The 4,048-nt window shown below is 71.2% G+C and carries 2 protein-coding genes and 1 pseudogene; all 3 read left to right on the top strand.

Going from position 1 to position 4,048, the window contains the following annotated elements; translation table 11 throughout:
* A pseudogene (locus GA0115242_RS06585) lies at positions 1-613 on the top strand (alpha-1,4-glucan--maltose-1-phosphate maltosyltransferase); the annotation flags it as partial.
* Positions 610-2,310, top strand: coding sequence for a maltose alpha-D-glucosyltransferase (treS, locus tag GA0115242_RS06580; RefSeq protein WP_093825475.1), 1,701 nt, complete (start codon positions 610-612; stop codon positions 2,308-2,310). The pseudogene GA0115242_RS06585 and the gene treS, both read left to right, overlap by 4 nt.
* A 90-nt stretch (positions 2,311-2,400) precedes the next feature.
* On the top strand, positions 2,401-3,801 hold the full coding sequence (locus GA0115242_RS06575) for a maltokinase N-terminal cap-like domain-containing protein (protein WP_093825473.1): 1,401 nt from the start codon (positions 2,401-2,403) through the stop codon (positions 3,799-3,801).
* Positions 3,802-4,048: the final 247 nt, after the last annotated feature.

Here is a 4,048-nt window from a genome sequence, read left to right as displayed (position 1 = left end):
AAACCTCTTCGTCAACACCCCCGACATCCTGCACGCCTCCCTCCAGCACGGCGGCAGGCCCGCCTTCGAGGTCCGCGCCGTCCTGGCCGCCACCCTCTCCCCCACCTGGGGCGTCTACAGCGGCTACGAACTCTGCGAGAACACCCCCCTGCGCGAGGGCAGCGAGGAGTACCTCGACTCCGAGAAGTACCAACTCCGCCCCCGCGACTGGGAGGCCGCCGCCCGCGAGGGCCGCACCATCGCCCCCCTCATCACCCGCCTCAACGAGATCCGCCGGGCGAGCCCGGCCCTGCGGCAACTGCGCGACCTGCACTTCCATCCCGTGGACCAGGAGTCGGTGATCGCGTACTCGAAGCGGAGCGGATCGAACACGGTTCTGGTGGTCGCCAACCTCGACCCGCACCACACCCAGGAGGCGACGGTCTCGTTGGACATGCCGCAACTCGGCCTGGACTGGCACGAGTCGGTGCCGGTGCGCGACGAGCTGACCGGCGAGACCTATCACTGGGGCAGGGCCAACTACGTGCGTCTGGAGCCGGGGCACCGGCCCGCGCACGTCTTCACCGTCCTGCGACCGTCCACCCCGCAGATCGGAGGGTCACCCACCATATGATCGTCAACGAGCCCGTTCCGGACACCTTCGAGGACACCCCCGCCAAGGACCGGGACCCGGATTGGTTCAAGCGCGCGGTCTTCTACGAGGTCCTCGTCCGGTCCTTCCAGGACAGCAACGGCGACGGCGTCGGTGACCTCAAGGGCCTCACCGCCAAGCTCGACTACCTCCAGTGGCTGGGCATCGACTGCATCTGGCTCCCGCCCTTCTTCAAGTCGCCCCTGCGCGACGGCGGTTACGACGTCTCCGACTACACCGCCGTCCTCCCCGAGTTCGGCGACCTCGCCGACTTCGTCGAGTTCGTCGACGCCGCCCACCAGCGCGGCATGCGCGTCATCATCGACTTCGTCATGAACCACACCAGCGACCAGCACCCGTGGTTCCAGGAGTCCCGCAAGGACCCCGACGGCCCCTACGGCGACTACTACGTCTGGGCCGACGACGACAAGCAGTTCCCCGAGGCGCGGATCATCTTCGTCGACACCGAGGCCTCCAACTGGACCTTCGACCCGGTCCGCAAGGAGTACTACTGGCACCGGTTCTTCTCCCACCAGCCGGACCTCAACTACGAGAACCCGGCGGTCCAGGAGGAGATGGTCTCGGCGCTGCGGTTCTGGCTGGACCTCGGCATCGACGGGTTCCGGCTGGACGCGGTCCCCTACCTGTACCAGCAGGAGGGCACCAACTGCGAGAACCTCCCGGCGACCCACGAGTTCCTGAAGCGGGTGCGCAAGGAGATCGACGCGCACTATCCGGACACGGTGCTGCTGGCAGAGGCCAACCAGTGGCCCGAGGACGTCGTCGACTACTTCGGCGACTACCGCAGCGGCGGCGACGAGTGCCACATGGCGTTCCACTTCCCCGTCATGCCCCGCATCTTCATGGCCGTGCGCCGCGAGTCGCGCTACCCGGTCTCCGAGATCCTCGCGAAGACGCCCGCGATCCCGTCGGGCTGCCAGTGGGGGATCTTCCTGCGCAACCACGACGAGCTGACCCTGGAGATGGTCACCGACGAGGAACGCGACTACATGTGGGCCGAGTACGCCAAGGACCCGCGGATGCGCGCCAACATCGGCATCCGCCGCCGCCTCGCCCCGCTCCTGGACAACGACCGCAACCAGATCGAACTCTTCACCGCGCTGCTGCTGTCGCTGCCCGGCTCGCCGATCCTGTACTACGGCGACGAGATCGGCATGGGCGACAACATCTGGCTCGGCGACCGCGATGCCGTCCGCACCCCGATGCAGTGGACGCCCGACCGCAACGCGGGCTTCTCCTCCTGCGACCCCGGGCGGCTCTCGCTGCCCACGATCATGGACCCCGTGCACGGTTACCAGGTCACCAACGTCGAGGCGTCGATGTCGTCGCCGTCGTCGCTGCTGCACTGGACCCGCCGCATGATCGAGATCCGCAAGCAGAACCCCGCCTTCGGCCTCGGCACCTACACCGAGCTGCCGTCGTCGAACCCGGCGGTGATCGCGTTCCTGCGGGAGTACGAGGACGACCTCGTGCTCTGCGTGAACAACTTCTCCCGCTTCGCCCAGCCGACCGAGCTGGACCTGCGGGCCTTCACCGGCCGCCACCCGGTCGAGCTGTTCGGCGGGGTGCGCTTCCCCGCCGTCGGCGAACTGCCGTACCTGCTGACCCTCGGCAGCCACGGCTTCTACTGGTTCCGGCTCCGCAAGGACGCCGCCTAGGGCCCGCCCGAACTCGGGACGGGGGCGTTTCCCCTGTCCCGACCGGGGCACCCATCAGTAACACCCCACCCGGGGAAAGGACGCGCCGCCATGTCGGAAGCCTTCACCCGCTCCGCGAGCCCGGCAGACGCCGGACTCGGCCTCCTCCCCTCCCTGGACCCGCTGCTGCGGGAGTGGCTGCCGCGGCAGCGCTGGTTCGCCGGGAAGGGCCGCCCGGTCACCGGGTTCACCCTCGCCGCCGTCACCGAACTGCTGCCGTCGGACCGCCGCCTCGGCCTGCACCACCTGCTGGTGCGCGCCCACCAGCCACCCGTGCCGGGCGCCGCCGCGCAGCCCGGGGACTGCTACCAGCTCCTGATAGGCGCGCGCGAGGCGCTGCCGCCCCGGCTGGCGCCCGCGCTGATCGGCCATGTCGAACAGGGCCCGCTCGCCGGACGCACGGTGTACGACGCCCTCTGCGACCCCCGGCCCGCCGACGTGCTCCTGGAGGCGTTCCGCTCCCAGGCCCGCATCGGCGGGCTCCGTTTCGAACGGGACACCGGGCAGGACATCCGGTCAGGACTGGTCCCCCGCCCGGTCACGACCGAGCAGTCCAACTCGTCCGTCATCTATGGCGATACGTTCATCCTGAAGCTGCTGCGCCGGATCGTGCCCGGCGTCAACCCCGACCTCGAACTCCCGCTCGCGCTCGCCCGCGAGCACTGCCCCAGGGTGCCGCCGCCGACCGCCTGGCTGCGGGCCGACCTGGACGGGGAGCCGTCGGTCCTCGCCGTCCTCCAGCCGTTCGTGCAGGGCGCGGCCGACGGCTGGGAGCTGGCGCTGCGGGAACTCGCCAAGGGCGAGGACTTCTGCGCCGAGGCCCGCGCCCTGGGCCGCGCCACCGCCGAGGTGCACACGGCGCTGGCCCGCGCGCTGCCCACCGTCACCCTCGGCCGCGCGCAACTGCGGCTGACGGTCGACGGCATGGTGGAGCGCCTGGAGGCGGCGGCGCTGGCGGTGCCGGTGCTGCGCCCCCATGTGCCCGCGCTGCGCTCGGCGTTCACCGCCCTGTCCGACCTCGCCGACGAGGGCCGCACCTGGGTCGCCCAGCGCGTCCACGGCGATCTGCACCTCGGGCAGTGCCTGCGGTCACCGGACGGCGAGTGGTCGCTGATCGACTTCGAGGGCGAGCCGTCGAAGCCGCTGCCGGAGCGGCGGCTGCCGCAGCCCGCCTCGCGCGACATCGCGGGGATGCTGCGCTCCTTCGACTACGCGGCGCACTCGGCCGGGGTGCGGGCCCCCGGGTGGGCCGCAGCGTGCCGGGCCGCGTTCTGCACGGGATACGCGCAGGTCAGCGGGGAGGACCCGCGTACGGACCCGGTGCTGCTGCGCGCCTACGAGACCGACAAGGCGATCTACGAGGTCGTCTACGAGGCCCGTCACCGCCCCGACTGGCTCACCGTGCCGATGGCGGCGATCGAGCGGTACGCGACCCCGACCGAACCCTTCTGACCCGCCCCGACCCCCGTCTAGGAGGCGCAGCCAGTGACCCCCGCCCCCGTCCAGCGGTCCGGATCCGCAGAGGCCGTCCGAGGAACCGGCCGTCCCGGAGAAGAAGGCCGCGGGCAAGGACCCGGCCGCGAAGAAGGCCCCGAGCAGGAAGGCCGCCGCCGGGAAGGGCGCCGCCGGGAAGACGGCCGCCAAGAGGCCCGCCGCGCAGAAGGGCGCGGCCGGGCGGAAGGCGCCGCGGGAGGACGCC

The sequence above is a fragment of the Streptomyces sp. SolWspMP-5a-2 genome (assembly GCF_900091845.1).
In the GTDB taxonomy this organism is placed as follows: domain Bacteria; phylum Actinomycetota; class Actinomycetes; order Streptomycetales; family Streptomycetaceae; genus Streptomyces; species Streptomyces doudnae.
The sequence above is the reverse complement of the archived record's forward strand: the minus strand, read 5'-3'. Positions and strand labels throughout refer to the sequence as shown.

Bases quoted from the DNA above. Each gene is read 5' to 3' on its own strand.
- treS (WP_093825475.1), top strand. From the start codon at position 610: ATGATCGTCAACGAGCCCGTTCCGGACACCTTCGAGGACACCCCCGCC.
- GA0115242_RS06575 (WP_093825473.1), top strand. From the start codon at position 2,401: ATGTCGGAAGCCTTCACCCGCTCCGCGAGCCCGGCAGACGCCGGACTC.